The following is a 25,217-nucleotide window of genomic DNA, read 5'->3' as shown; positions in this document are numbered from 1 at the left end:
TGATTTTCTTTTAAAAATGTGTCTTCAAATATTCAAACGCATATTGGGCATATAACTCAGCACCCATTGCCATCGCATCTTCATCAATATTGAAACGACCATGGTGATGTGCCCATTCCGTATCTTTCTCCGGATTACCACTTCCCACTAAGGCAAAACAACCAGAAGCATGTTCAGTATAATAACTGAAGTCTTCGCCACCGGTTGTCGGCTCTTCTTGTCTTAAGGCCGCTTCACCAAAATTTTCCTTAATTAGTGTTTGAGCAAACAAGGCATCTTGCTCATCATTAATCACTGGCAACGTTCCATATTGATAATCTAACGAAGCCGTCCCACCGTAAATAGCGGCTGTTTGTTCCGCATAGCGTTGTAGCGCCTGTTCTACTCGCTTACGCGTTGCTACACTAAAGCAACGAACCGTTCCTTCTAAACGTGCATTCTCAGCAATCACATTAAAACGGGTCCCCACATCCATCCGTCCAATCGTGACAACTACTGGATCTAAAGGATCTGTCTCCCGAGAAACAATCGTTTGCAGATTCATCACGAAAGAAGAAGCTATGACTGCCGCATCAATACAAGCGTTTGGCATGGCACCATGGCCACCACGGCCTTTAAAATCAACAGAAAAAATATCTGCGGATGCGAAACTTGAGCCCACTCGACACGAAGCGGTTCCTACAGGCATTTGTGACCAGATATGTAAGCCAAATACATCATCAACACCGGTCATTGCGCCTTGCGCAACCATTGCTTTAGCACCTTGCGCATTTTCTTCAGATGGTTGAAAAATTAACCTTACTGTTCCCTGAAGTTCTTCTTGGATTTCTTTTAATACTTTAGCTGCTGTTACTAACATCGCGGTATGGGAATCATGCCCACATGCATGCATCTTGCCAGCTTCTAAAGATTTATAAGCTAAATCTTCATTTAATTCCTGTACAGGTAAGGCATCCATATCCGCCCGCAGCGCAACCACTCGGCCTGGTTTGCCGCCCACAATTTCAGCAATTAAACCCGTCGGTTCTGTTTTGCGATAAGTAATTCCTAATTGATCAAGAACTGCCGCGACTTTTTCTGTCGTTCGAAATTCTTCAAATTGTAATTCTGGATGTTGGTGTAAATCCCGTCGAAAAGCAATCATTTCTTGTGCATGCTGCATGATTAGTGCTTTGATTTTTTTCATACTTACGCCCCGTTTCTACAAACTTAATAAAATACTTGAAAAAATACCCGCTAAAATAACCGAAACAATGGTGACTGTTACGAAACCTGCCACTAACATCGGTGGCATTAAATGGCTCGTTAAAGCCGCCTGTTCTTGTTCATCTTCTGTCAATGATTGAATCACTTCATTAGTAATAATATAATCGGCTGGAAAGCCATATAAAGCTGTCAACGAAACAGCGAATGCCATCTCTTTACTCACACCTAATACACGACCAACAATTGCTGAAAAGATGTACATCCCGATAACACCAATCACAATAATCCCAATCATTGGTAAAAATAAATCCATCAACATTTCAGGTGTGGCTTGCTTTAAGCCATCAAAGACAAAAAGCATTAACCCTAAAATCGCAAAACCAAAGCTATTTGCTTTCTGTAATGGTTGCTTTTCTAAAAAGCCTAAAGACGTTGCAATCACGCCAAAACATAAACACAGCACAAAAGGACTAATCGTCACAAACGGTGCCGTCCACACAGAAACATAATAAGCAAGTGTGGCAACTAAGGCTAAACGTAAAATTCGTGAATAATCTGTATGATATCGTTTGGGTACTTTTTCAAATAGTTTAGGCACATCTGGTTCTGCTCCTGTTTCTTGCCCCTCTTGTTCATGAACCGGCTGCCATGTCCCTGCTCGATATTCTTGAAGCTTCCGCTTTCCTTCTTTTTTTAGAACAATTGAAGTTAAGGGATAACCTGCAAACCCTTGAATGACATAAATTAAAATTGCCAAAACCGAAAGTGAGGCTAAACCAGCTGATTGAGCCGCTTCTGACATTACTAATGAAGAAACTAAACCTCCTACTAACGGCGGGATTGCAACTAAAACTGTTTTTAAGTCAAAAACAAAAGTCCCTACAGCTAACAACAAGGCAATAATGCCCAGAATACCTGACAAAGCAATCACAATCGTTTTCCATTGATTAACCAATTCTTTAACAGAGAGCAGAGTACCCATATTAGTAATCAACAGATACATTAATAAAGTGGCAACCACTGTAGGAATCCCTGCCACTTCCACAATATTTTGTGGAAAAATAGTCCAATAACCAAGAATAAATAAAACACCACAAACAAAAACGGATGGAATCCAAGCTTTTGTTTTGATAGAAACTACATCACCAATGTATAAAATAACCATCAGCAACGAAAAAGCAAACATTTGCGACATATAATTCCCCCTTCTACTAACTCAGATGTTTAATTATCTGAAAATTCCAATTAATAACCAGTATAACAAACCGGAAAAGCTTCTGCAATGCTTTTAAGAAACAAAAAAGCTTTGAGAAAACAGCGTTTTCCCAAAGCAAAAAAAAATCACCTTTATATGATGAGTGCTCCCCTGCTAAAGCCATCTTTAACAGGGAAAGCAGAGCTAGACTCGGAGTCGCCTCCAACATCATAACACTCTAAAAGAAACATCTATAAAGTGATCGGTTTATTAATTATTTAACAAATTCGATAACTACCATTGGTGCTGCATCGCCGCGTCTTGGTTCTGTCTTCAAGATACGAGTGTAACCACCTTGGCGTTCCGCGAAACGAGGTCCTAAATCGTTAAATAGCTTTTGTAAAGCTGATTCAACAACGATAGACTCATCTTCTTCACGAACACTAGCAACTTCATTACGAACGAAAGTAGCTGCTTGACGACGTGCATGAAGATCTCCACGTTTACCTAAAGTAATCATTTTTTCTACAGTTGAACGTACTTCTTTCGCACGAGCTTCAGTAGTTACGATGCGTTCGTTGATGATTAAATCAGTTGTAATATCACGTAGCATAGCTTTACGTTGGCTTGATGTGCGTCCTAATTTACGGTAACTCACGTTGGGTTCCCTCCTTCGTTTCTGTTCTCACGAGCCACTGCTGTTAAGCAGGACTGGAAACTTCGTAAAAGTCTTAATCGTCCTTACGTAATCCTAATCCTAGATCATGCAATTTAAGTTTTACTTCTTCAAGAGATTTACGACCTAAATTACGTACTTTGATCATTTCTGGTTCAGATTTGTTTGTAAGTTCTTGTACAGTATTAATGCCTGCACGTTTTAAACAGTTATATGAACGAACTGATAAATCAAGTTCTTCAATCGTCATTTCTAGCATTTTCTCTTTTTGAGTTTCTTCTTTTTCCACCATGATTTCAGCGTTTTTCGCTTCGTCAGTAAGGTTTACAAAGATATCTAAATGCTCAGTCATGATTTTCGCAGCTAAACTTAGTGCTTCTTGAGGAATGATTGAACCATCTGTCCATATTTCCATTGTTAATTTGTCGAAATCATCACGACGACCAACACGTGTATTTTCTACTTGGTAGTTAACACGACGAACGGGTGTGTAGATGGAATCAACTGGAAGTACACCGATTGGCATATCTTCTTTTTTGTTTTCGTCTGCTTGAACATAGCCACGACCAGGTTTCACTGTTAAGCGAGCATGGAAAGTAGCTCCTTCAGCAACACTACAGATAACTAAATCTTTATTTAGGATCTCAACATCACTGTCCACGATAATATCGCCGGCAGTCACGGTAGCGGGTCCTGTAATATCGATCTCAAGGGTTTTCTCTTCTTCAGCATATAATTTCAATGCTAAGCCTTTAATATTCAAAATAATTTGTGTTACGTCTTCTCGTACACCTGGAATGGTTGAGAATTCGTGTAAAACACCATCGATTTGAATATTCGTAATTGCAGCTCCTGGTAAAGAAGACAATAAAATACGACGTAGAGAGTTACCTAAAGTAGTTCCGTAACCGCGTTCTAATGGTTCAACGACGAACTTACCATAATCTCTATTTTCATCAATTTTTTCGATTCTTGGTTTTTCAAATTCAATCATTCTTATCTATACCCCTTTCAAAACGAAAAGTGTCTTGTTCAATGACGTTCCTAATTCAAACTCAGAATGAGTGGCGCTCATTAAACACGACGGCGTTTTGGAGGGCGGCATCCATTATGAGGAACTGGAGTCACGTCACGAATTGCAGTCACTTCTAAACCTGTTGCTTGTAATGAACGAATTGCTGCTTCACGTCCAGAACCAGGTCCTTTAACTGTTACGTCTACAGTTTTAAGTCCATGTTCCATTGCCACTTTAGTTGCGGCTTCTGCAGCCATTTGAGCGGCAAAAGGAGTTGATTTTTTGCTTCCTTTAAAGCCTAATGATCCTGCTGATGACCATGCTAATGCATTACCATGTGTATCAGTAATCATTACGATTGTATTGTTGAATGTAGAATGGATATGTGCTACACCTGATTCTATATTCTTTTTGACACGGCGTTTACGACTAACTTTTTTTGCTGCCATGAAGTTCTAACCTCCTTCACTTAGGAATTATTTTTTCTTGCCTGCTACTGTTTTAGTAGGGCCTTTACGAGTACGTGCATTATTTTTCGTGTTTTGTCCACGAGTTGGTAATCCACGACGGTGACGGATTCCACGGTATGAACCGATTTCCATCAAGCGTTTGATGTTTAAGTTCACTTCACGACGAAGATCCCCTTCAACTTTTAACTTATCAATTTCCGCACGAATCGCATCTGTTTGTTCGTTTGTTAAATCACGTACACGAACATCTTCAGATACGCCAACGTTTGCTAAAACTTTTTTAGCTGTAGTGTTACCAATACCATAAATGTAAGTAAGAGAAACTACTACACGTTTGTCACGAGGGATGTCTACTCCTGCAATACGAGCCATTATTCGTTACACCTCCTAATTATCCTTGACGTTGTTTATGTTTTGGATTTGCTGGGCAAATAACCATAACACGTCCTTTACGGCGAATTACTTTACAATGTTCACACATTGGTTTTACTGATGGTCTTACTTTCATGATAATACCTCCTGTGGTTTTACGGAGTACAATTATTTAAAGCGATAAGTAATACGGCCACGCGTTAAATCATACGGTGATAATTCAACTGTTACTTTGTCACCAGGTAAGATACGGATGTAGTGCATACGGATTTTACCTGAAACAGTAGCAAGAACTTGGTGTCCATTTTCTAGTTCGACTTTAAACATTGCATTCGGCAAAGTTTCGACGACTGTACCTTCGACTTCAATCATATCTTCTTTTGCCACGCACAGTACCTCCTTGTACTTGTTTCGCGTTTTCACACGATAAAACGGCGGAAACTCCAGCTCCCACCTAGAAATTCTCAACTAACTTCGTTATTCATTTTGATGTCACAAAACTGTAGAAGTCGGACTGATATATTCTACCATATTTAGTTATGTTTTGGCAAGAGAAACTGAATACAACAACAGGGTTAAACTGCGGGCAATTGGAAATTAGTTTTCGTCAATGATTTTTTTCACATCAGAAAAAACAGTATCGATTTCGCGATTGCCATCGATTGTATGCATCAAGCCTTGTTCTTTATAGAAAGCTAAGATTGGTGCGCTACTTTCAATGTTGACTGCCAAACGATTTTTAACCGTTTCGGGCTTATCATCTTCTCTTTGGTAGAATTCATGTCCGCCACAGCGATCACAAGTGCCTTCAACTTTTGGCGGGTTGAATAATTTATGATACGTTGCGCCACATGTGCGACAGATGAATCGTCCAGCTAAACGCTCGATTAATACATCTTCTTCTACATGGATGTCAATGACAGCATCAATTTTTTTGTTTAATTCTTTAAGCATTGTATCTAATGCTTTTGCTTGATCCAGTGTACGTGGGAAACCATCTAATAGGAATCCTTTGTCTGTGTCTGGTTCAGCAAGGCGTTCTTTAACAATTCCGTTTGTTACTTCGTCAGGAACCAGTTCACCTTTATCGATATAAGATTTCGCTTCTAGGCCCAAGGCAGTTTCATTTTTCATTGCTGCACGGAACATATCTCCAGTAGAAATATGTGGAATGCCATACGTATCAATGATTTTTTCTGCTTGGGTGCCTTTACCTGCTCCAGGTAATCCCATTAAAATGAGGTTCATATATTCTCCTCCTAATTTTAAAGACCGGCTTATGAAGCTAGCCATATGTGAGAATGGTGCTGAGGTAAAACCTCAACACTCGATTCTTACTTATTGATAAAGCCGACATATTGACGTTTCATCATTAATCCTTCTAATTGTTTCGTTGTTTCTAATGCAACCCCGATAACGATTAGTAAACTTGTTCCACCTAAACCGATTGATTGAGGTAAGTTCCAAACCATTTGCGCAATGATTGGAAGTAAAGCAACAAGTCCTAGGAAAATTGAGCCGACAACACTTAATCTCATTAACACGCCAGATACATATTCTTCTGTACCTTTACCTGGTCGCACGCTTGGAATGTAGCTTCCTTGTTTTTGTAAGTTTTCCGCTAATTTCTCAGGGTTTACTTGAACAAATGCATAGAAGAACGTAAACGCAACGATTAGGACAGTATAGATGATTGCCCCTGGAACTGTGTTATAACTGAAGATTTTTGTCATAATGTCATACCAATTTTCACCAGCGAATTTTGATGAGAAAGCTTGTAAAATGGCATTTGGTGTTGCAATTAACGAGCTGGCAAAGATAACTGGAATAACCCCAGCAGCATTTACTTTTAACGGTAAATAACTACTTGTTGGTGCACCAGAAACACGTTTTGTATATTGGATTGGAATCTTACGTTCTGCTTGTTGGAAGAACGTTACGACTGTAACAATCACCAAAATAGCAATAACTAAGATTGCAATGAAAATAACAGATTGCCAAATACGAGAAGACTCGATATTGACGAAGTAATCTTCATAGATTTCTTTGACTGCTCCTGGCAAACGAGAAATAATCCCGGCAAAGATAATCATTGAAACACCATTTCCGATTCCTTTTTCTGTAATTTGTTCACCCATCCAAGTCACAAACATCGTCCCAGCAGTTAAAATAACTGCAATCATCACAAAGGTACCTAAGGTTGGATTGTTGACAATCCCAGTTTGACTTAAGCTATTAAAACCAGCAGTGATCCCCATTGACTGAGCCACACCCAAGACAATCGTTAGATATCTTGTAGCTTGATTTAATTTCTTACGCCCAACTTCCCCTTGTTTTGACCATTCTACAAATCTAGGTACAATATCCATTTGCAATAGTTGAATAATAATAGAGGCTGTAATGTATGGCGAAACCCCCATCGAGAAGATAGAGAAGTTTTGCATGGCACTACCACTCACCATATTCAACATATTCAAAAAGGGTAAGCTACTTAAATCAGACAATCCCTTTGCATTCACCCCGGGCACAGTAATGTGCGCACCTAGGCGAAATACAAACAAGATTAAAACTGTAAATAAGATTTTTGATCTAATGTCTTTGACTTTAAAGGCGTTCTTTAATAGCTTGAACAATTAGATCACCTCGATTGAACCACCAGCAGCTTCGATAGCTTCTTGTGCTGATTTCGAGAATTTAGCTGCTTTCACAGTTAATTTTTTCGTTAACTCACCATCTGCAAGAACTTTGATTCCCGCTTTTTCGTTTTTAACGATTCCTGCTTCTTTTAGGACAACAGGAGTTACTTCTGTTCCATCTTCAAAACGGTTTAAAGTATCTAAGTTCACAACAGCGTAATCTTTACGATTAATGTTTGTAAACCCACGTTTTGGTAAACGACGGAATAATGGAGTTTGACCCCCTTCAAATCCTAAACGAACACCACCGCCTGAACGGGCTTTTTGCCCTTTTTGTCCACGGCCAGCTGTTTTACCATTACCAGATGAAGTACCACGTCCAACACGGTTACGTACTTGGCGTGAGCCCTCAGCAGGTTTTAATTCATGAAGTTTCATAGGTTTGGCACCTCCTTAAGCAATCTTCTATTACAAATCTATAAATCTTAAACTTCTTCTACGTCCACTAAATGTGAAATAGTGTTAACCATACCTTTGATTGCTTCATTGGCAGGTTTTGTAACAGTACTATTCACTTTACCTAAACCTAACGCTTTAACTGTAGCACGTTGGTTTTGAGGACGTCCGATAACACTGCGTTTTAAAGTAATTTTTAATTCAGCCATTATTTTTGTCCTCCTTAACCGATAATTTCTTCTACAGATTTACCGCGAAGTGCTGCCACTTCTTCGGCACGTTTTAATTGTTTTAGACCTTCAACAGTTGCGCGAACAACGTTAATAGGTGTGTTTGAACCTAGTGATTTAGATGTAATATCTGCTACACCAGCTAATTCCAATACGGCACGAACTGGTCCACCAGCAGCTACCCCAGAACCTTCTACTGCAGGTTTCATAAGGATACGGCCGCCACCGAATACGCCAATTACTTCGTGCGGGATAGTAGAACCAACCATAGGCACTTCAACTAAGTTTTTCTTCGCGTCTTCGATTGCTTTACGGATAGCTTCAGGTACTTCTTGTGCTTTACCAGTACCGAAACCAACGTGTCCGTTTTTGTCACCGACAACAACTAAAGCTGCGAAACGTAAACGACGTCCACCTTTAACAACTTTTGTTACACGGTTGATCGCTACAACGCGGTCTTCTAATTCCAAATGTTTTGGATCAATATAAACCATGAATGGTGTTCCTCCTTCTCCTAAAATTCTAGTCCATTTTCACGAGCAGCTTCAGCTAAAGCTTGCACGCGGCCATGGTAAAGGTATCCACCACGGTCGAAGACTACTTTTTTGATGCCTTTTTCAGCGGCACGTTCAGCAACTAGTTTACCAACAGCTGCAGCTGTTTCTGTTTTTGTTCCACCTGAAATTTCTTTATCCAAGGCAGAGGCACTTGCTAGCGTCACACCCGCTACGTCATCAATGACTTGCGCGTAGATGTTTTTGTTAGAACGGAAAATGTTCAAGCGTGGGCACTCAGCAGTACCAGAGATTTTGTTACGTACACGACGATGTCTCTTTTGACGTGTTTTGTTTTTATCTGGTTTTGTAATCACAATTTTCACCTCTTTGATTTAATGTTTACTACTAATATTTCAAGCAGTCAGCAGATTACGGAAAAGAGAAGCTGGCAGACAAGACAAAAGCATTTTATTGGAAAAATCCCATAAAATGACAGTTGCTTGTTGTTGACTTCTGTTTTCTACACAGCTGTTATTATTTACCAGTTTTACCTTCTTTACGGCGTACAAATTCACCAACATAGCGAATCCCTTTGCCTTTATAAGGTTCTGGAGGACGAACGCCACGGATGTTAGCAGCTAATTCACCAACAACTTCTTTGTTGATGCCTTTAACGATAACTTGTGTGTTCGCAGGTACTTCAAATGTTACGCCTTCTGGTGCTGTCATTTCGACAGGATGAGAATAACCAACGTTTAAAGTTAATTTGTTGCCTTGTACTTGGGCACGGTATCCGACCCCGATAAGTTCAAGTGCTTTTTGGAAACCTTCAGAAACACCAACAACCATGTTGTTGAAGTTTGCACGAGTTGTTCCGTGGATTGTTTTCATTTCTTTTGAATCGTTTGGACGAGTGAATGTCACTTCGTTTCCTTCGATGTTCATTTTGATATCAGAAGAAAATTCGCGTGTTAATTCACCTTTAGGTCCTTTAACTGTAATGTTGTTTCCGTCTTGCTTGATTTCAACACCAGCAGGAAGAACAACAACTTTATTACCAATACGGCTCACTTAGAGACACCTCCTTGTGTATTTTTTAGAATTACCATACGTAGGCGATTACTTCGCCGCCGATATTTTTCGCTCTAGCTTCTTTGTCAGTAATTACACCCTCTGATGTAGAGATGATTGCAATTCCTAGACCGTTTAATACTTTTGGTACTTCGTCAGCTTTTACGTATGCACGTAAACCTGGTTTAGAAATACGTTTTAAGTTTGTGATAACACGTTCTTCGTTTTTACCATATTTTAGGAAAACACGGATTACGCCTTGTTTGTCATCTTCGATGTATTCTACGTCGCGGATAAATCCTTCACGTTTCAGGATTTCTGCGATATCACGTTTGATTTTTGAAGCAGGTACTTCTAAAGTTTCATGTTTAACCATGTTCGCATTACGAATGCGAGTTAGAAAATCTGCAATTGGATCTGTCATGACCATTGAACTATTTACCTCCTTTATGCGAGTTTACTTGTTTACCAGCTAGCTTTCTTCACGCCGGGAATTTGACCTTTATAGGCAAGTTCGCGGAAGCAAATACGGCAAAGATGAAATTTACGATAAACTGAATGTGGACGTCCACAACGTTCACAACGAGTATAAGCTTGTGTTGAATGTTTAGCAGGACGTTTGTTTTTAGCAATCATTGATTTTTTAGCCACGTAGTTCGCCTCCTTATATTATTTTTGGAATGGCATACCTAATTGTGCCAACAATTCGCGAGACTCTTCGTCAGTGTTCGCTGTTGTAACAATTACGATGTCCATACCGCGTACTTTATCTACTAAATCATAATCAACTTCTGGGAAGATTAATTGTTCTTTAATACCTAAAGTATAGTTACCACGACCATCGAAAGCTTTTTTGCTGACACCGTGGAAGTCACGTACACGAGGTAAAGAAACTGTTACTAATTTATCTAAAAATTCGTACATTCTTTCGCCGCGTAGCGTTACTTTCGCACCGATTGGCATTCCTTCACGTAAACGGAATCCAGCGATAGATTTTTTAGCTTTTGTGATAAGTGGTTTTTGACCAGTGATTAATGCTAATTCTTCAACAGCTTTGTCTAAGTTTTTAGCATTTGATACTGCATCACCCACACCCATGTTGATAACGATTTTATCAACTTTAGGTGTTTGCATAACTGAGCTGTAATTAAATTTTTCCACCAATGATGGTGTTACTTCTTTAATATATTTTTCTTTCAGGCGGTTCATTCAGTAAGCCCTCCTTCCGCAATTTTTATTTATCTAAAACTTCACCTGTTTTTTTAGAAACGCGGACTTTTTTGCCGTCGACTTCTTTAAACGCAACTTTAGTAGCTTCTCCGTTTGAAGGATCAATCACCATTACATTAGAAACATGAATTGGCGCTTCCACTTCAAGGATTCCACCTTGTGGGGCTGCTTGGTTTGGTTTTTGGTGTTTTTTAACGACGTTGACACCTTCAACGATAACTTTATCTTGTTTAGGAAACGCTGCTAAGACAACGCCTTCTTTGTTTTTATCTTTACCAGTGATAACTTTTACTTTATCGCCTTTTTTAACAAACATTACTGTTTCGCACCTCCTTTAACGTGGGCTCGAGATTATAATACTTCTGGTGCTAGAGAAACGATCTTCATGAAGTTGTTTTCACGTAATTCACGTGCAACTGGTCCGAAGATACGTGTTCCGCGTGGGCTTTTATCGTCACGGATAATTACCGCAGCATTTTCATCAAATTTGATGTAAGAACCGTCAGCACGACGAGCGCCAGATTTTGTACGAACGATAACGGCTTTAACTACTTCACCTTTTTTAACAACCCCACCTGGCGTTGCTTGTTTGACAGTAGCAACAATAACGTCACCGATGTTAGCAGTTTTACGACCAGATCCGCCTAGGACTTTGATCGTTAAAATTTCACGTGCGCCAGAATTGTCAGCGACTCTTAAACGACTTTCTTGTTGGATCACGATGTGTATCCCCCTTTCAGATTTTGTGCTTCAATCTATTAGGAAATTCTCGTTTTATTAGATAATAACTGCTTCTTCGACTACCTCTAGTAAACGGAAACGTTTTGTAGCTGATAATGGACGAGTTTCCATGATTTTTACGATGTCTCCAACTTTCGCTGTGTTGTTTTCATCATGCGCTTTATATTTTTTAGAATATTTCATACGTTTGCCATAGATAGGGTGGTTTTTCTTTGTTTCAACGACAACTGTGATTGTTTTATCCATTTTGTCTGATACCACACGACCTTGGTAAACTTTACGTTGATTTCTTTCTTCAGTCATACGCGTTTGGCCTCCTTCCACTATTAGTTAGCTTGTTCACGCAATACTGTTTTGATGCGTGCAATCGATTGACGTACTTCTTTAATACGTGCAGTGTTTTCTAATTGACCTGTTGCTAATTGGAATCTTAAGTTGAACAATTCTTCTTTTAATTGTTTTTCTTTATCTAGCATTTCGGCAGTGGTTAATTCTCTGATTTCTTTAACCTTCATTCGATTCACCACCCATTTCCTCACGTTTTACGATCTTAGTTTTTACCGGCAATTTGTGAGATGCAAGACGAAGAGCTTCACGAGCTACTTCTTCAGGAACGCCTGCGATTTCAAACATGATTTTACCACGTTTAACTGGTGATACCCAGCCTTCTGGTGCCCCTTTACCTTTACCCATACGTACGCCGATAGCTTTACTTGTGTAAGACTTGTGAGGGAAAATTTTAATCCATACTTTCCCGCCACGTTTCATGTAACGAGTCATTGCAATACGGGCTGCTTCGATTTGACGGTTAGTAATCCAGTGAGATTCAGTTGCTTGTAAACCCCATTCACCAAATGCTACTTCTTTTCCGCCTTTAGCTTCACCGCGCATTTTTCCGCGGAATTCACGACGGTGTTTTACACGTTTAGGTACTAACATGATTATTTCCCTCCTTTCTCAGTGTTTTTTTTCGTTGGAAGAATTTCTCCACGATAGATCCACACTTTAACTCCTAGTTTTCCGTAAGTAGTGTCCGCTTCTTCCCATGCGTAATCAATGTCCGCACGTAATGTGTGAAGTGGTACAGTTCCTTCAGAGTATCCTTCTGAACGAGCGATATCCGCACCGTTTAGACGACCTGATACTTGAGTTTTGATTCCTTTAGCACCAGCACGCATTGCGCGTTGGATAGCTTGTTTTTGAGCACGACGGAAAGCAACACGGTTTTCTAATTGACGTGCAATTCCTTCGCCTACTAATTTTGCATCTAAATCTGGTTTTTTGATTTCAACGATGTTGATGTGAACTCGTTTGCCAGTTAATTTATTTAATTCTTTTCTTAGGTTTTCGACTTCAGATCCGCCTTTACCGATAACCATACCTGGTTTAGCTGTGTGAATTGAAATGTTAACACGGTTTGCAGCGCGTTCGATTTCAATTGTAGATACAGCAGCATCAGCAAGTTTTGTTGCGATAAATTTACGGATTCTTAAATCTTCGTGTAAGAATTCAGCATACTCTTTTTCAGCATACCATTTCGCATCCCAGTCGCGGATGATGCCTACACGCATTCCAATTGGATGTACTTTTTGACCCACTGATTGTCCCTCCTCTTAAATGTTTAAGCTCTGTTTTCATAAAGAAAACAGCCTATTTCATGAGACTTATTTCTCTGTTACAACTACTGTGATGTGACTAGTACGTTTGTTGATTGGTGAAGCTGAACCTTTTGCACGAGGACGGAAACGTTTCATTGTTGGTCCTTCGTTAACAAATGCTTCAGATACGACTAAGCTTTCAACGTCTAAGTCAAAGTTGTTTTCTGCGTTAGCAACTGCTGACATTAAAACTTTTTCAATGATTCCAGCAGACTTGTTCGGTGTGAATTTCAAGATTGAAATTGCATCCGCAACGCTTTTCCCTCTGATAAGATCGATTACTAAACGTGCTTTACGAGGTGAAGTGCGAACTGTTTTTGCAGTTGCTTTAGCTGATGTAATTTGTTCTGACATTTGCATATCCTCCCCTCAAAATTAGCGTTTAGTTTTTTTATCGTCAGCAACGTGGCCACGATAAGTTCTAGTTGGTGCAAATTCACCTAATTTATGTCCTACCATGTCTTCTTGAATGTAAACAGGGACATGTTTCCGTCCATCATATACAGCGATTGTGAAACCTACGAATGATGGAAAAATTGTAGAGCGGCGAGACCAAGTTTTAATTACTTTTTTCTTTTCGGCACCTTGTTGTGCTTCGACCTTTTTCATCAAATGATCATCGACGAAAGGTCCTTTTTTTAAACTACGACCCATGGTGAACCTCCTCTCAAAATGTACGACACATGGTCAAAAAAATTATTTAGTACGACGACGAACGATAAGTTTGTCTGATTTAGCTTTTTTATTACGTGTTTTGTATCCAATTGCTGGTTGACCCCATGGAGATACTGGCGCTTTACGTCCAATTGGTGTTTTACCTTCACCACCACCGTGTGGGTGATCGTTAGGGTTCATTACGCTACCACGAACAGTTGGGCGTTTACGCATCCAACGAGAGCGGCCAGCTTTACCAATGTTGATTAATTCGTGTTGTTCGTTACCAACTGAACCGATTGTTGCACGGCAAGTTGCTAAGATCATACGAACTTCGCCAGAGTTTAAGCGGATTAATACGTATTTGCCTTCTTTACCAAGTACTTGCGCGCTTGTTCCAGCTGAACGAATTAATTGTCCACCTTTACCAGGTTTCATTTCAATGTTGTGGATAACTGTACCAACTGGAATGTTTTCCAATGGTAATGCGTTACCTACTTTAATATCTGCTTCTGGACCAGATACTAGGCGCATGCCTACTTCTAATCCTTTTGGTGCTAAGATGTATGCCTTAACCCCGTCTTCGTAATGAACTAACGCGATGTTAGCAGAACGGTTTGGATCGTACTCGATCGTTTTAACAACCGCTGCGACGTTATCTTTATTACGTTTGAAGTCAATCACACGGTATTGACGTTTGTGACCGCCACCTTGGTGACGAACCGTAATGCGACCGTTGTTGTTACGACCGGCATTGTTTTTTAATGGCTGTAACAATGATTTTTCTGGTGTTGAAGTTGTGATTTCAGCGAAATCAGAACTTGTCATGTTACGACGGCCATTTGTGGTAGGTTTGTACTTTTTAATCGCCACGTCTTATTTCCCTCCTACGTTGATATTGTTCAGGACTGCTTATTCAGCAGCTTCGAATAATTGAATTTCTTTTGAATCTTCAGTTAATGTAACGATCGCTTTGCGACGTTTTTTTGTATAACCTGCATATTTACCCATGCGTTTGAATTTTGGACGCACGTTTAAGATGTTTACGTTTGCTACTTTAACATCGAATGCTGATTCAACAGCTTGTTTTACTAAAGTTTTGTTTGCGCGAGTGTCCACTTCGAAAGTATATTTCTTTTCGTCCATAGCTAACATGGATTTTTCAGTGATCACTGGGCGTTTGATTACGTCTAGTAATTCCATTATGCAAGCACCTCCTCAATTTGAGTAAGAGCTGTTTGTGTTGCCAAGACTTTGTTAGCTGACACAACATCTAACACACTAACGTTATCAGAAGTTACTACAGAAACGTTTGGTAAGTTACGAGCTGATAAAGCTGCAAAGTCGTTACCATTTTCTAAAACAACTAATACTTTAGTATCGATAGACAAGTTAGCAAGAACTTGTTTGAATTCTTTTGTTTTTGGTGCATCGAAGCTTAAACCTTCTACTGCTACCAAGTTATTTTCAGCAACTTTGTCTGATAATACAGATTTCATTGCTAAGCGACGAACTTTTTTAGGAAGTTTGTAGCTGTATGAACGCGGTGTTGGTCCAAAGACTACGCCACCTCCACGCCATTGTGGTGAACGGATTGAACCTTGACGAGCACGACCAGTTCCTTTTTGACGCCATGGTTTGCGGCCACCGCCACGAACAGCGCTACGATTTTTAACTGCGTGTGTTCCTTGTCTTAATGAAGCACGTTGCATGATGATTGCATCATAGACAACACTTTCATTAGGTTCGATTCCGAAGATTTCTTCATTTAAAGTGATTTCACCGTTTTGAGTTCCATCTTGTTTGAATAATGCTACATTCGGCATTCCTTAGTTCCTCCTTTCCCTACACTTATTTAGCTTTCACAGCTGATTTGATTGTGATTAAAGATTTTTTCGCTCCAGGAATGTTTCCTTTGATTAAGATAACATTTCTTTCTACGTCCACTTTAACAACTTCAAGGTTTTGAATTGTTACGCGGTCGCCACCCATACGGCCGGCTAGTCGTTTATTTTTAAATACACGGTTAGGCGCTACTGGACCCATTGACCCAGGACGACGGTGATAACGAGAACCATGAGACATAGGTCCGCGGCTTTGGCCGTGACGTTTGATTGCCCCTTGGAATCCTTTACCTTTCGTAGTACCTGTAACATCAACAACGTCTCCTGCTTGGAAAACATCTACTTTGATTTCTTTACCTACTTCATATTCTCCTAGCTCAACATTCTTGAATTCTTTAATGAAGCGCTTAGGAGCCGTGTTTGCTTTTGCAACATGACCTTTCGCAGGTTTGTTTGATAAAACTTCACGTTTGTCTTGGTAACCAACTTGGATAGCTTCGTATCCGTCAGTTTCAACAGTTTTTACTTGTAAAACTACGTTTGGCGTAGCTTCAACTACTGTTACTGGAATTAATTCACCAGACTCAGTAAAGATTTGTGTCATTCCCACTTTTTTCCCTAAGATTCCTTTGGTCATGAGTACACCTCCATCTTAATTTTATAGTTTGATTTCAATATTAACACCAGACGGTAAGTCAAGCTTCATTAGAGCGTCAACTGTTTTTGGTGTTGGGTTCACAATGTCAATTAGACGTTTGTGAGTACGCATTTCGAATTGTTCGCGAGAATCTTTGTATTTATGAGTCGCACGAATAACTGTGTAAAGTGAGCGTTCTGTTGGTAATGGAATCGGACCTGATACGTCAGCTCCAGTTCTTTTTGCTGTTTCCACAATTTTATCCGCTGATTGATCTAAAATACGGTGTTCATACGCTTTTAAACGGATACGAATTTTTTGTTTTGCCATCTTGTTCCCTCCTTCGCCTATTTTAAAAGTAGACATAGCTCCACGAAAATTTATCCGGCATGCTCGTTCATGGCAAAGCGTCCGAGCGTGTCGCAACCTCTCGCTTCACAGCCGGCAAATCAAATCGTTGATCTACCAATGCTTTTTACACTCCTGTAAACAGCACCTTTTTGATTATACTATGAAAGGATAGTGTTAGCAAGGATTTTCTGCGTTTTTTCGAAAGAATTTTTTCTTGTTTTGAAAAGCATTTGTTTTGTTTTTCAATTCTTTTCATCCTATTTTTATAAAAAAAGAATTTGGGATTCCTTTTTTACCAGAATCTCAAATTCTTTCTTTTTTATTCTATTAACCAATCCGGCGCATTGGAATATCATTGTTATCTGGATGAACCAATAAATATTGAATAACATCAATATTGCTTGCTTGGAATGAGGCTGCACATGCTTGCAAATATAAGTCCCACATTCGATAGAAGCGCTCCCCTTTTTCGTCAACAATTTCTGTTTCTATATTATGGAAGTTTTTTGTCCAATGTTCCAACGTCAATTGATAATCTCTGCGCAAACTTTCCAAGTCAATCACTTGCAAGTCATTTTCTGTCATATGGCCGACTAGCTCAGTGACACCAGGAATATAGCCACCAGGGAAAATATAACGATTAATCCAAGCATTTTTAGCCCCACCTTGTTGGCGACTGATACCATGAATCAACGCCGTACCTTTAGGCGCTAAGTTTCGTTGAACGACGTCAAAATATTCATGTAGATTTTCTGCACCGACATGTTCAAACATCCCAACACTCGTAATATGGTCAAAAGACTCTCCTTTTAAATCACGATAATCCATCAATTTGACAGTCATTCGATCTTGTAGGCCTTCTTTTTCTATAATATGGCGAATATGATGAAATTGCTCTTCACTTAATGTAATCCCAGTTGCTTTGGCTCCATATTCTTTCACCGCAGTTAAAATTAACGTGCCCCAGCCGCAGCCAATATCCAGTAAAGTGTCGCCCTCTTTGATAAATAATTTATCTAAAATATGATGAACTTTATTCACTTGCGCTTGTTCTAATGTATCTTCAGGCGTTTTAAAATAAGCACATGAATACGTCATTGTTTGGTCAAGCCATTTTTTGTAAAAATCATTTCCTAGATCGTAATGGCTGTGAATATCCTCTTGCGAACGTTTTTTTGAATGACTTTCTTTAGGAAGCCATTTAATAAATTTAGCATTGTGTAAAAAGCTATCCTTTTGGTTATACACATCATAAATCAGCGCTTGGATATCGCCTTCGATTTCAATTTTGCGATCCATGTAGGCTTCCCCTAAAGTTAACGAAGCGTTATTCAGTAAATCCTTCACAGGAATTTTTTCATTGAATACAATTTTAAAAACCGGATCCCCCGACCCTTGCCCATACTCTTTGACGGTACCATCCCAGTATGTGACTTGTGTCTTTTTTGAAAAAGACCATTTAAACAGTTGACTGTACGTTTCTTTTTCTAACATTGCATTCCCTCCATTAAATACCATTTGAAGCCAAAACAAAAAGAAGTCGCTTTCCGGTAGTTCGTCAAAACAAACACCACAGTCCGTTCTAAACTGAAGCACAGAAAAGTTATCACCCCTTCTATGTTCCGCTTCTTTTTTTGCAATTACAGTTCTATTCTACTCCTCTTTTAAAAATTTGAACATTCTTTTAACGTAATACCTACTATTGTTATTCTTTATCACAAAAAAACTAGAGCCAGTCCTTGACAGACTCCTCTAGTTCTAAATATTATTCTTTCTTACGCATCCGTTGTTCCGCATGAGTGTATGCGCCATGCCACACGTGCCCCACATAAGGATTAACTTGAATACCGTGTTTAATCGCCGCTGCTACAAATTTTTTTGCTAAAGTTACTGCTTCTAACACCGAATAACCTTTTGCCAAGCCAGCTGTGATTGCCGCTGAAAAAGTACAACCTGCACCATGATTATAATCAGTAGGATATAATTCATTTTCCAAAAGATGCGCGGTGTGACCATCGTAAAACAAGTCCAGTGCTTTTTCACCAGCTAAGCGATGTCCCCCTTTAACCACGACATGTTTGGCTCCCATTTGTACAATTCGTTTTGCCGCTTCTTCCATCTCCGCCACGGAAGAAATTTCGCCTAAACCAGATAAGATGCCCGCTTCAATTAAATTAGGCGTGGCAACTAATGCTAATGGCAGTAAATCGTTTTTTAGGCCTTCCACACTTTTGGGTTGCAGAATTTGTGCCGTTCCCTTACAAGCAATGACTGGGTCAATCACGACTTTTTGAATTTTCTCTTGTTTAATGTACTTACTAGCCATTTTAATATTTTGTTCATTACCCATCATCCCTGTTTTCAAAGCCGCTACTGGACCGCCTGCAAAAACCGAAATCAATTGTTTTTCTAAGAGCGTTTCTGGCAATTCAGTTACTTCATGCGACCAGCCTGTCGTAGGATCCATCGTCACAATCGAGGTTAAACTTGAAAATCCAAAAACTCCATACTCTTCAAATGTTTTTAAATCTGCTTGAATCCCTGCCCCTCCAGTTGAATCGGAGCCTGCAATCGACAATACTTTTTCCATTAAATCACCTAACCTTTTTCTCCAAGTATACTGAAGAAACAAGTCTGCTAAAACAGCCAATTGGCTTATTTTTTAGCCAGCCAATTTCTAAACAAAAAAAGACCAGAGAATAAATTCTCTGGTCTTACGTCCGAATACCCCAGTTTTTTACGCTGGTTAAAGCTATAGTTAAAAAGTTAATTATTTAACGATTTCAGTAACAACGCCTGAACCTACAGTACGTCCGCCTTCACGAATAGAGAAACGAGTTCCGTCTTCGATAGCGATTGGGTGAATTAATTCAACGTCCATAGCAACATTATCACCAGGCATTACCATTTCAGTACCTTCTGGCAATTCTACAACACCAGTAACGTCTGTTGTACGGAAGTAGAATTGAGGACGGTAGTTAGTGAAGAATGGAGTGTGACGTCCGCCTTCTTCTTTTGATAATACGTATACTTCAGCTTTGAATTTTGTGTGTGGAGTGATTGTAGCTGGTTTAGCTAATACTTGTCCACGTTCGATATCTTCACGTGCTACACCACGTAATAAAGCACCGATGTTGTCGCCTGCTTCAGCGTAGTCTAATAATTTACGGAACATTTCAACACCTGTAACAGTTGTTTTAGATGTTTCGTCTTTAATACCAACGATTTCAACTTCGTCACCAACGCGAACTTCACCACGTTCAACACGGCCTGTAGCAACAGTACCACGTCCAGTGATTGAGAATACGTCTTCGACTGGCATCATGAATGGTTTGTCAGTATCACGTTCTGGAGTTGGGATATATTCGTCAACTGCAGCCATTAATTCTAAGATTTTTTCTTCATAAGACTCGTCGCCTTCTAAAGCTTTCAAAGCAGAACCTGCGATAACTGGAACATCATCGCCTGGGAAATCGTATTCTGATAATAAGTCACGAACTTCCATTTCTACTAATTCTAATAATTCTTCGTCATCAACCATATCCATTTTGTTTAAGAATACAACGATGTATGGTACACCAACGTTACGTGATAATAAGATATGTTCACGTGTTTGAGGCATAGGACCATCAGCAGCAGAAACTACTAAGATAGCTCCGTCCATTTGAGCAGCACCAGTGATCATGTTTTTAACGTAGTCCGCGTGTCCTGGGCAGTCAACGTGTGCATAGTGACGAGTTTCAGTTTCATATTCGATATGAGAAGTGTTGATTGTGATTCCACGTTCTTTTTCTTCTGGAGCGTTATCGATAGAATCGTAGCTTTGTGCTTCCCCGCCACCGTGTTTTGATAATACAGTAGCAATTGCAGCTGTTAATGTAGTTTTACCATGGTCAACGTGTCCGATAGTACCAATGTTAACATGGGATTTAGAACGGTCAAATTTTTCTTTTGCCATTTTGAATGTTCCTCCTAAAAATATAAATTTTATTGTTTGTTTTATATGTGATAGACGTTACTAAAAATCGTCTGATCATCATAAGCTATTTTACACGAAATCTTGAAAAAAGGATAGTTCTAAAAACAAACCTTTTATTCTCAAGGAAAATTATGCGTTGCCGCCGTTTTTCTTGATGATTTCTTCTTGAACAGACTTAGGTACGTCTTCATAGTGGTCAAATACCATCATAAATGTACCGCGTCCTTGTGTTGCTGAACGTAATGTTGTAGCATAACCAAACATTTCAGCTAAAGGTACCATCGCATTAACGATTTGAGAGTTACCGTGTGCTTCCATACCTTCAACACGTCCACGACGACTTGTTACGTGTCCCATGATATCACCTAAGTAATCTTCAGGAACAGTAATTGTAACTTTCATCATTGGTTCTAAAATAACTGGGTTTGCATTTTTAGCCGCAGCTTTCAATGCCATAGAAGCAGCTACACGGAAGGCCGTTTCATTTGAATCGACATCGTGGTATGAACCATCGTAAAGTTTTGCTTTGATATCAACTAATGGATAACCAGCAAGAACACCGTTGTTCATAGAGTCTTCTAACCCTTTTTCAACTGCTGGGATGTATTCACGAGGAACCACACCACCGACAATTGCGTTTTCAAACTCGAAGCCTTTACCTTCTTCATTTGGTGTAAATTCAACCCATACGTGACCGTATTGTCCTTTACCACCAGACTGACGAACGAATTTACCTTCTGCTTTAGTCGCAGCACGGAATGTTTCGCGGTAAGATACTTGAGGAGCACCTACGTTAGCTTCAACTTTGAATTCACGTTTCATACGGTCTACTAAAACGTCTAAGTGCAATTCACCCATACCAGAGATAACTGTTTCACCAGTTTCAACGTTTGTTTCAACGCGGAATGATGGATCTTCTTCAGCAAGTTTTTGTAGAGCCACGCCCATTTTATCTTGGTCAGCTTTTGATTTAGGTTCAACAGCGACTTGGATAACTGGATCAGGGAATTCAATAGATTCAAGAATAACTGGTGCATCTAATGCACATAATGTATCACCAGTTGTTGTGTCTTTTAGACCAACAGCAGCAGCGATATCACCAGAGTACACTTTGTCAATTTCTTGACGAGTGTTGGCGTGCATTTGTAGGATACGACCGATACGTTCTTTTTTGCCTTTTGAAGCGTTCAATACGTATGAACCACTTTCAAGGACACCAGAATAAACACGGAAGAAAGTTAAACGACCTACGAATGGGTCAGTCATAACTTTAAATGCTAATGAAGCGAAAGGTGCTTCGTCATCAGCTGGACGAGTTGTTTCTTCGTCTGTTTTAGTATCGATCCCTTTGATAGCATCGATATCTAATGGAGATGGTAAGTAATCAAGAACAGCGTCCAACATTAATTGAACCCCTTTATTCTTGAATGCTGAACCAGCTAATACAGGGAAGAACTCAACGTTGATTGTTGCTTGACGGATACCAGCGACTAATTCTTCTTCAGTGATTTCTTCACCTTCAAGATATTTCATCATTAAGTCTTCGTCAGTTTCAGCAACAGCTTCAACTAATTTTTCGCGCCATTCTTGCGCTTTTTCTAAATAATCTTCAGGAATATCAGTTTCTTGAATATCTGTTCCCAAATCATTTGTGTAGATTTCAGCTTTCATTTTAATCAAGTCAATGATTCCAGTGAAGTCTTCTTCAGCTCCGATTGGAATTTGAATTGGATGAGCGTTTGCTTGTAAACGATCATGTAATGATTCTACTGAATAGAAGAAGTCCGCACCGATTTTATCCATTTTGTTACAGAATACAATACGAGGAACTTTATATTCAGTCGCTTGACGCCAAACAGTTTCTGTTTGAGGTTCTACACCTGATTGAGAGTCAAGAACTGTTACCGCACCATCTAATACGCGTAGAGAACGTTGTACTTCAATTGTGAAGTCCACGTGTCCTGGAGTATCGATGATATTTACACGGTAGCCTTTCCACTGTGCAGTTGTCGCAGCGGATGTAATCGTGATACCACGTTCTTGTTCTTGTTCCATCCAGTCCATTTGTGAAGCACCTTCATGGGTTTCACCGATTTTATGGATTTTACCAGTGTAGTACAAGATACGCTCAGTTGTTGTTGTTTTACCAGCATCAACGTGGGCCATGATACCAATGTTACGAGTTTTTTCAAGTGAAAATTCTCTTGCCATTTTGTATGTTTACTCCTCTCTTTATTTAAATCGATTGTAAATTGACTTTCTGCTGCCACTTTACGCGACAGACAGAGAGGATCTTACCAACGATAATGAGCAAATGCGCGGTTTGCGTCTGCCATTTTGTGTGTGTCTTCGCGTTTTTTAACAGAAGCGCCAGTGTTGTTAGCAGCATCCATGATTTCTTTCGCTAGACGTTCTTCCATTGTGTGTTCACCACGTAGACGTGCGTAGTTAACTACCCAACGTAAACCTAAAGTTGTACGACGTTCTGGACGAACTTCAACTGGTACTTGGTAGTTAGAACCCCCAACACGACGTGCTTTAACTTCAAGAACAGGCATAACGTTTTTCATTGCTTGTTCAAAAACTTCCAATGGATCGTTACCTGTAGATTCTTTGATGATATCAAATGAATTATAGATAATGTTAGCAGCAATCCCGCGTTTACCGTCAACCATTACACGGTTGATTAAGCGAGTTACTAATTTTGAGTTATAAATTGGATCTGGTAAAACATCACGTTTTGCAACAGGACCTTTACGAGGCATCCGTAACTCCTCCTTCCGAAATATGATTTTTCAAGTTGTTATTGTCTTATTATAATTAAGCTTTAGGACGTTTTGTACCGTATTTAGAGCGGCTTTGTTTACGGTCGTTAACACCGGCAGTATCAAGCGCACCACGAACGATATGGTAACGTACCCCTGGTAAGTCTTTTACACGTCCACCACGTAATAATACCACGCTGTGTTCTTGTAAGTTGTGACCGATACCTGGGATATAAGCTGTAACTTCGATTAAGTTTGACAAACGAACACGGGCATATTTACGTAAAGCTGAGTTCGGTTTTTTAGGTGTCATCGTACCCACACGTGTACAAACTCCACGTTTTTGCGGAGAGTTAACGTTTGTTTGAGTTTTCTTAAAACTGTTATATCCTTTGTTTAAGGCTGGTGAATCAGATTTTTCTACTTTAGATTTACGAGGTTTACGTACTAATTGGTTAATTGTAGGCATTCCTTGTTCTCCTCCTTCCTTACTTCGCTTCTAGTTCCACACATCCAGGTGGTTCTTTTTTCGCGATAAAAAATAATGCAATCTCTGCACTCTTTATCAAATATGCTTTGATAGACAGTCAGCACGTCCCTATAAGGAACCTGTAGATAAAGCACCTTTGTTAGGATACCACGATAAGTATCAGCTGTCAACCCTCTTCTTTCGCCTTTCGAAAAAAAGCTTTTCCTTCTATTTAAACGCACTTTTCCTTTAAAAATTTTTATGACTTTTTCAAAAACTTTCTATCTTTTTTAGTTAATTAACGGTACAATATCTTTGACTATTGAAGGGGGCGGAAAACAGCGATGAATCTGAAACAAATGGTAGGAATCGAAGCTGCAAAATATGTAGAAGACGGCATGATTGTCGGTTTGGGTACTGGCTCAACAGCAAAATTTATGGTAGACGAAATTGGTCGTCGCGTAAAAGAAGAAGGATTGTCAATCGTAGGGGTTACTACTTCAAAAGAAACAGAGAAACAAGCCTTGGCCTTGGGCATTCCTTTAAAAAGTATTGATGAGGTTCCGTATGTAGATCTTACGATTGATGGCGCCGATGAAATCAGCGCTGATTTTCAAGGAATCAAAGGCGGTGGCGCTGCCTTACTTTTTGAAAAAATTGTGGCCACTTATTCAAAGAAATGTATTTGGATTGTGGATAAATCAAAAATGGTGGACGATTTAGGGGCTTTCCCACTTCCAGTTGAGGTTGTTCCTTATGGCAGCCGCCAACTAGTGCATTTATTTGAAGAAAAAGGCTATCACCCAACACTTCGTTTAAACGCTGCTGGCGAAACATTAATAACAGATGGAGGCCACCATATCATCGATTTGCATTTAGAAAAAATTACAGATCCAGAAGCTTTAGGTTCTTATTTAGACAACTTGGTTGGCGTCGTTGAACACGGCTTATTTTTAAATATGGTTTCTATGGTAATCGTCGGTTATGAAGCTGGACCGAAAACCTTACATGTTCCCGCACGTTAAGAATGTGTGAAAAAAGATTATTTATATAGGAAGGATAATA

39 protein-coding genes are annotated in these 25,217 nt (G+C 39.5%); 1 reads left to right on the top strand and 38 read right to left on the bottom strand.

Annotated elements, in window-relative coordinates; translation table 11 throughout:
- Nucleotides 1–10: 10 nt before the first annotated feature.
- From IGL93_RS00895 to rpsL, 38 genes are all read right to left on the bottom strand, one after another.
- A complete protein-coding gene (locus tag IGL93_RS00895) occupies nucleotides 11–1,186 on the bottom strand; it encodes a M20 family metallopeptidase (RefSeq protein WP_010713618.1) in 1,176 nt (391 codons plus the stop codon).
- A 15-nt stretch (nucleotides 1,187–1,201) separates the two neighbouring features.
- A complete protein-coding gene (locus IGL93_RS00890) occupies nucleotides 1,202–2,401 on the bottom strand; it encodes a DUF819 family protein (RefSeq protein ID WP_002356229.1) in 1,200 nt (399 codons plus the stop codon).
- 16 nt (nucleotides 2,402–2,417) lie between these two features.
- Nucleotides 2,418–2,630 (bottom strand): hypothetical protein, encoded by a 213-nt coding sequence (locus IGL93_RS00885; RefSeq protein WP_002411018.1) that lies wholly within the window; start codon nucleotides 2,628–2,630, stop codon nucleotides 2,418–2,420.
- A gap of 45 nt (nucleotides 2,631–2,675) precedes the next feature.
- Nucleotides 2,676–3,059: a 50S ribosomal protein L17 gene (rplQ, locus tag IGL93_RS00880; RefSeq protein ID WP_002356228.1), complete on the bottom strand. Its 384-nt coding sequence runs from the start codon at nucleotides 3,057–3,059 to the stop codon at nucleotides 2,676–2,678.
- Between the two features lie 73 nt (nucleotides 3,060–3,132).
- On the bottom strand, nucleotides 3,133–4,071 hold the full coding sequence (locus IGL93_RS00875; RefSeq protein ID WP_002356227.1) for a DNA-directed RNA polymerase subunit alpha: 939 nt from the start codon (nucleotides 4,069–4,071) through the stop codon (nucleotides 3,133–3,135).
- Nucleotides 4,072–4,151: 80 nt separating this feature from the next.
- Nucleotides 4,152–4,541 (bottom strand): 30S ribosomal protein S11, encoded by a 390-nt coding sequence (gene rpsK, locus IGL93_RS00870; protein WP_002356226.1) that lies wholly within the window; start codon nucleotides 4,539–4,541, stop codon nucleotides 4,152–4,154.
- Between the two features lie 27 nt (nucleotides 4,542–4,568).
- On the bottom strand, nucleotides 4,569–4,934 hold the full coding sequence (gene rpsM, locus IGL93_RS00865) for a 30S ribosomal protein S13 (protein WP_002356225.1): 366 nt from the start codon (nucleotides 4,932–4,934) through the stop codon (nucleotides 4,569–4,571).
- A 19-nt stretch (nucleotides 4,935–4,953) separates the two neighbouring features.
- Nucleotides 4,954–5,070: a 50S ribosomal protein L36 gene (gene rpmJ, locus IGL93_RS00860; protein WP_002288710.1), complete on the bottom strand. Its 117-nt coding sequence runs from the start codon at nucleotides 5,068–5,070 to the stop codon at nucleotides 4,954–4,956.
- A gap of 32 nt (nucleotides 5,071–5,102) precedes the next feature.
- A complete protein-coding gene (infA, locus tag IGL93_RS00855; RefSeq protein WP_002356224.1) occupies nucleotides 5,103–5,321 on the bottom strand; it encodes a translation initiation factor IF-1 in 219 nt (72 codons plus the stop codon).
- A gap of 210 nt (nucleotides 5,322–5,531) precedes the next feature.
- Nucleotides 5,532–6,182 (bottom strand): adenylate kinase, encoded by a 651-nt coding sequence (locus IGL93_RS00850; protein ID WP_002356223.1) that lies wholly within the window; start codon nucleotides 6,180–6,182, stop codon nucleotides 5,532–5,534.
- 86 nt (nucleotides 6,183–6,268) lie between these two features.
- The gene (secY, locus tag IGL93_RS00845) at nucleotides 6,269–7,567 is read right to left on the bottom strand and encodes a preprotein translocase subunit SecY (protein ID WP_002359350.1); all 1,299 of its coding nucleotides are present in this window, start codon (nucleotides 7,565–7,567) and stop codon (nucleotides 6,269–6,271) included.
- Nucleotides 7,568–8,008, bottom strand: a complete 441-nt coding sequence (gene rplO / locus IGL93_RS00840) for a 50S ribosomal protein L15 (RefSeq protein ID WP_002356221.1) — start codon at nucleotides 8,006–8,008, stop codon at nucleotides 7,568–7,570.
- Between the two features lie 47 nt (nucleotides 8,009–8,055).
- On the bottom strand, nucleotides 8,056–8,235 hold the full coding sequence (gene rpmD, locus IGL93_RS00835) for a 50S ribosomal protein L30 (protein WP_002356220.1): 180 nt from the start codon (nucleotides 8,233–8,235) through the stop codon (nucleotides 8,056–8,058).
- A gap of 14 nt (nucleotides 8,236–8,249) precedes the next feature.
- Nucleotides 8,250–8,750, bottom strand: coding sequence for a 30S ribosomal protein S5 (rpsE, locus tag IGL93_RS00830; protein WP_002356219.1), 501 nt, complete (start codon nucleotides 8,748–8,750; stop codon nucleotides 8,250–8,252).
- 20 nt (nucleotides 8,751–8,770) lie between these two features.
- Nucleotides 8,771–9,127 (bottom strand): 50S ribosomal protein L18, encoded by a 357-nt coding sequence (gene rplR, locus IGL93_RS00825; RefSeq protein WP_002356218.1) that lies wholly within the window; start codon nucleotides 9,125–9,127, stop codon nucleotides 8,771–8,773.
- A gap of 160 nt (nucleotides 9,128–9,287) precedes the next feature.
- Nucleotides 9,288–9,824, bottom strand: coding sequence for a 50S ribosomal protein L6 (rplF, locus tag IGL93_RS00820; RefSeq protein WP_002356217.1), 537 nt, complete (start codon nucleotides 9,822–9,824; stop codon nucleotides 9,288–9,290).
- 31 nt (nucleotides 9,825–9,855) lie between these two features.
- Nucleotides 9,856–10,254: a 30S ribosomal protein S8 gene (gene rpsH / locus IGL93_RS00815; RefSeq protein ID WP_002356215.1), complete on the bottom strand. Its 399-nt coding sequence runs from the start codon at nucleotides 10,252–10,254 to the stop codon at nucleotides 9,856–9,858.
- A gap of 35 nt (nucleotides 10,255–10,289) precedes the next feature.
- Nucleotides 10,290–10,475 (bottom strand): type Z 30S ribosomal protein S14, encoded by a 186-nt coding sequence (locus tag IGL93_RS00810; protein ID WP_002356214.1) that lies wholly within the window; start codon nucleotides 10,473–10,475, stop codon nucleotides 10,290–10,292.
- 18 nt (nucleotides 10,476–10,493) lie between these two features.
- Complete coding sequence (rplE, locus tag IGL93_RS00805; RefSeq protein ID WP_002356213.1) at nucleotides 10,494–11,033, bottom strand: 50S ribosomal protein L5; 540 nt, start codon at nucleotides 11,031–11,033, stop codon at nucleotides 10,494–10,496.
- 25 nt (nucleotides 11,034–11,058) lie between these two features.
- Nucleotides 11,059–11,370, bottom strand: coding sequence for a 50S ribosomal protein L24 (gene rplX, locus IGL93_RS00800; protein ID WP_002356212.1), 312 nt, complete (start codon nucleotides 11,368–11,370; stop codon nucleotides 11,059–11,061).
- A gap of 35 nt (nucleotides 11,371–11,405) precedes the next feature.
- The gene (gene rplN, locus IGL93_RS00795) at nucleotides 11,406–11,774 is read right to left on the bottom strand and encodes a 50S ribosomal protein L14 (RefSeq protein ID WP_002356211.1); all 369 of its coding nucleotides are present in this window, start codon (nucleotides 11,772–11,774) and stop codon (nucleotides 11,406–11,408) included.
- Between the two features lie 57 nt (nucleotides 11,775–11,831).
- Nucleotides 11,832–12,098, bottom strand: coding sequence for a 30S ribosomal protein S17 (gene rpsQ, locus IGL93_RS00790; protein WP_002359348.1), 267 nt, complete (start codon nucleotides 12,096–12,098; stop codon nucleotides 11,832–11,834).
- Between the two features lie 23 nt (nucleotides 12,099–12,121).
- Nucleotides 12,122–12,310, bottom strand: a complete 189-nt coding sequence (rpmC, locus tag IGL93_RS00785) for a 50S ribosomal protein L29 (RefSeq protein WP_002383858.1) — start codon at nucleotides 12,308–12,310, stop codon at nucleotides 12,122–12,124.
- Nucleotides 12,300–12,734 (bottom strand): 50S ribosomal protein L16, encoded by a 435-nt coding sequence (gene rplP / locus IGL93_RS00780; protein WP_002356208.1) that lies wholly within the window; start codon nucleotides 12,732–12,734, stop codon nucleotides 12,300–12,302. Before rplP ends, rpmC begins: the two co-directional genes overlap by 11 nt.
- Nucleotides 12,735–12,736: 2 nt before the next feature.
- Nucleotides 12,737–13,393: a 30S ribosomal protein S3 gene (gene rpsC, locus IGL93_RS00775; protein ID WP_002356207.1), complete on the bottom strand. Its 657-nt coding sequence runs from the start codon at nucleotides 13,391–13,393 to the stop codon at nucleotides 12,737–12,739.
- Nucleotides 13,394–13,459: 66 nt separating this feature from the next.
- Nucleotides 13,460–13,807: a 50S ribosomal protein L22 gene (rplV, locus tag IGL93_RS00770; protein WP_002356206.1), complete on the bottom strand. Its 348-nt coding sequence runs from the start codon at nucleotides 13,805–13,807 to the stop codon at nucleotides 13,460–13,462.
- Nucleotides 13,808–13,828: 21 nt separating this feature from the next.
- Nucleotides 13,829–14,107 carry a 30S ribosomal protein S19 gene (gene rpsS / locus IGL93_RS00765; protein ID WP_002356205.1) on the bottom strand — a complete coding sequence of 93 codons (279 nt, stop codon included), beginning with the start codon at nucleotides 14,105–14,107 and terminating at the stop codon, nucleotides 13,829–13,831.
- Between the two features lie 42 nt (nucleotides 14,108–14,149).
- The gene (rplB, locus tag IGL93_RS00760; protein WP_002356204.1) at nucleotides 14,150–14,980 is read right to left on the bottom strand and encodes a 50S ribosomal protein L2; all 831 of its coding nucleotides are present in this window, start codon (nucleotides 14,978–14,980) and stop codon (nucleotides 14,150–14,152) included.
- 39 nt (nucleotides 14,981–15,019) lie between these two features.
- Complete coding sequence (locus IGL93_RS00755; protein ID WP_002356203.1) at nucleotides 15,020–15,310, bottom strand: 50S ribosomal protein L23; 291 nt, start codon at nucleotides 15,308–15,310, stop codon at nucleotides 15,020–15,022.
- The gene (gene rplD / locus IGL93_RS00750; protein WP_002356200.1) at nucleotides 15,310–15,933 is read right to left on the bottom strand and encodes a 50S ribosomal protein L4; all 624 of its coding nucleotides are present in this window, start codon (nucleotides 15,931–15,933) and stop codon (nucleotides 15,310–15,312) included. Before rplD ends, IGL93_RS00755 begins: the two co-directional genes overlap by 1 nt.
- 25 nt (nucleotides 15,934–15,958) lie before the next feature.
- On the bottom strand, nucleotides 15,959–16,588 hold the full coding sequence (rplC, locus tag IGL93_RS00745) for a 50S ribosomal protein L3 (RefSeq protein ID WP_002356199.1): 630 nt from the start codon (nucleotides 16,586–16,588) through the stop codon (nucleotides 15,959–15,961).
- A gap of 21 nt (nucleotides 16,589–16,609) precedes the next feature.
- Nucleotides 16,610–16,918: a 30S ribosomal protein S10 gene (gene rpsJ, locus IGL93_RS00740; protein ID WP_002389727.1), complete on the bottom strand. Its 309-nt coding sequence runs from the start codon at nucleotides 16,916–16,918 to the stop codon at nucleotides 16,610–16,612.
- Nucleotides 16,919–17,266: 348 nt separating this feature from the next.
- A complete protein-coding gene (locus tag IGL93_RS00735; RefSeq protein WP_002389616.1) occupies nucleotides 17,267–18,433 on the bottom strand; it encodes an SAM-dependent methyltransferase in 1,167 nt (388 codons plus the stop codon).
- Between the two features lie 271 nt (nucleotides 18,434–18,704).
- The gene (thiD, locus tag IGL93_RS00730; RefSeq protein ID WP_010775505.1) at nucleotides 18,705–19,529 is read right to left on the bottom strand and encodes a bifunctional hydroxymethylpyrimidine kinase/phosphomethylpyrimidine kinase; all 825 of its coding nucleotides are present in this window, start codon (nucleotides 19,527–19,529) and stop codon (nucleotides 18,705–18,707) included.
- Between the two features lie 180 nt (nucleotides 19,530–19,709).
- Entirely contained in the window at nucleotides 19,710–20,897 is a 1,188-nt protein-coding gene (tuf, locus tag IGL93_RS00725; RefSeq protein ID WP_002356194.1) for an elongation factor Tu, read from the bottom strand.
- A gap of 150 nt (nucleotides 20,898–21,047) precedes the next feature.
- Nucleotides 21,048–23,129, bottom strand: coding sequence for an elongation factor G (fusA, locus tag IGL93_RS00720; RefSeq protein WP_002356192.1), 2,082 nt, complete (start codon nucleotides 23,127–23,129; stop codon nucleotides 21,048–21,050).
- Between the two features lie 83 nt (nucleotides 23,130–23,212).
- Entirely contained in the window at nucleotides 23,213–23,683 is a 471-nt protein-coding gene (rpsG, locus tag IGL93_RS00715; RefSeq protein WP_002356191.1) for a 30S ribosomal protein S7, read from the bottom strand.
- Between the two features lie 55 nt (nucleotides 23,684–23,738).
- Complete coding sequence (rpsL, locus tag IGL93_RS00710; RefSeq protein WP_002356190.1) at nucleotides 23,739–24,152, bottom strand: 30S ribosomal protein S12; 414 nt, start codon at nucleotides 24,150–24,152, stop codon at nucleotides 23,739–23,741.
- A gap of 344 nt (nucleotides 24,153–24,496) precedes the next feature.
- Here rpsL and rpiA point away from each other — a divergent pair, with 344 nt between their 5' ends.
- Nucleotides 24,497–25,177, top strand: a complete 681-nt coding sequence (gene rpiA / locus IGL93_RS00705; RefSeq protein WP_010713620.1) for a ribose-5-phosphate isomerase RpiA — start codon at nucleotides 24,497–24,499, stop codon at nucleotides 25,175–25,177.
- The last annotated feature ends 40 nt before the right edge of the window (nucleotides 25,178–25,217 follow it).

It is taken from the genome of Enterococcus sp. DIV1328a (genome assembly GCF_050536905.1).
Classification (GTDB): domain Bacteria; phylum Bacillota; class Bacilli; order Lactobacillales; family Enterococcaceae; genus Enterococcus; species Enterococcus faecalis.
The sequence above is the reverse complement of the archived record's forward strand: the minus strand, read 5'-3'. Positions and strand labels throughout refer to the sequence as shown.